General features: G+C 58.2%; 1 pseudogene. It reads left to right on the top strand.

Going from position 1 to position 696, the window contains the following annotated elements:
* Positions 1–16: 16 nt before the first annotated feature.
* Positions 17–696 (top strand): annotated as a pseudogene (locus HMPREF2711_RS10605) (hypothetical protein); the annotation flags it as partial.

The following is a 696-nucleotide window of genomic DNA, read 5'->3' as shown; positions in this document are numbered from 1 at the left end:
CAACGCCGGCAACAAAGTGACCAACGTAGCCGCCGGTACCGACGATACCGACGCCGTCAACTACGGTCAGCTGAAAGAGACCAACGCCAATATCGCCAAAGGTCTGAACATTGCCGCCGACAACGGTAACGACGACAACGTCCAACTGGGCGAAACCGTTGCCTACCGCAGCAGCGACAAAAACATCGTCACCACCGTGTCCGACAACCAGATTGACTTCAAACTGGCCAAAGACATTACCGTCGACAGCGTCACCGCAGGCGGCAGCAAACTGAATTCAGACGGCCTCACCATTACAGGCGGCCCGAGTGTGACCAAGTCCGGCATCAATGCCGCCGGCAACAAGATCACCAACGTAGCCGCCGGTACCGACGACACCGACGCCGTCAACTACAGCCAGCTGAAACAGCAAAGCGCCGCCGCCCGTACCGAAGTTGCCGCCGGCACCAACATCAAAGACGTGGTGAAAACGACCGGCGCCAACGGCCAAGACGTTTACACCGTCAACGCCAAAGGCACCACTGCGAGCGCCGGTTCGAACAAAGTGACCGTCACTGCTTCAGCAGCAGACGCGAACAACGTGACCGACTACAGCATCGACTTGGCGCAAGACACCAAAGACGACATCCAAAAAGGCGTAGACGCCAAAACCACCGTTGACACCAAAGGCCTGACCTTCAACGGCGACAGCGGCAG

Origin of the sequence: Neisseria sp. HMSC070A01, assembly GCF_001810165.1 — a bacterium.
Taxonomy (GTDB): domain Bacteria; phylum Pseudomonadota; class Gammaproteobacteria; order Burkholderiales; family Neisseriaceae; genus Neisseria.
Note: the sequence above shows the minus strand (reverse complement) of the source record. Positions and strands in the feature narration are given on the sequence as shown.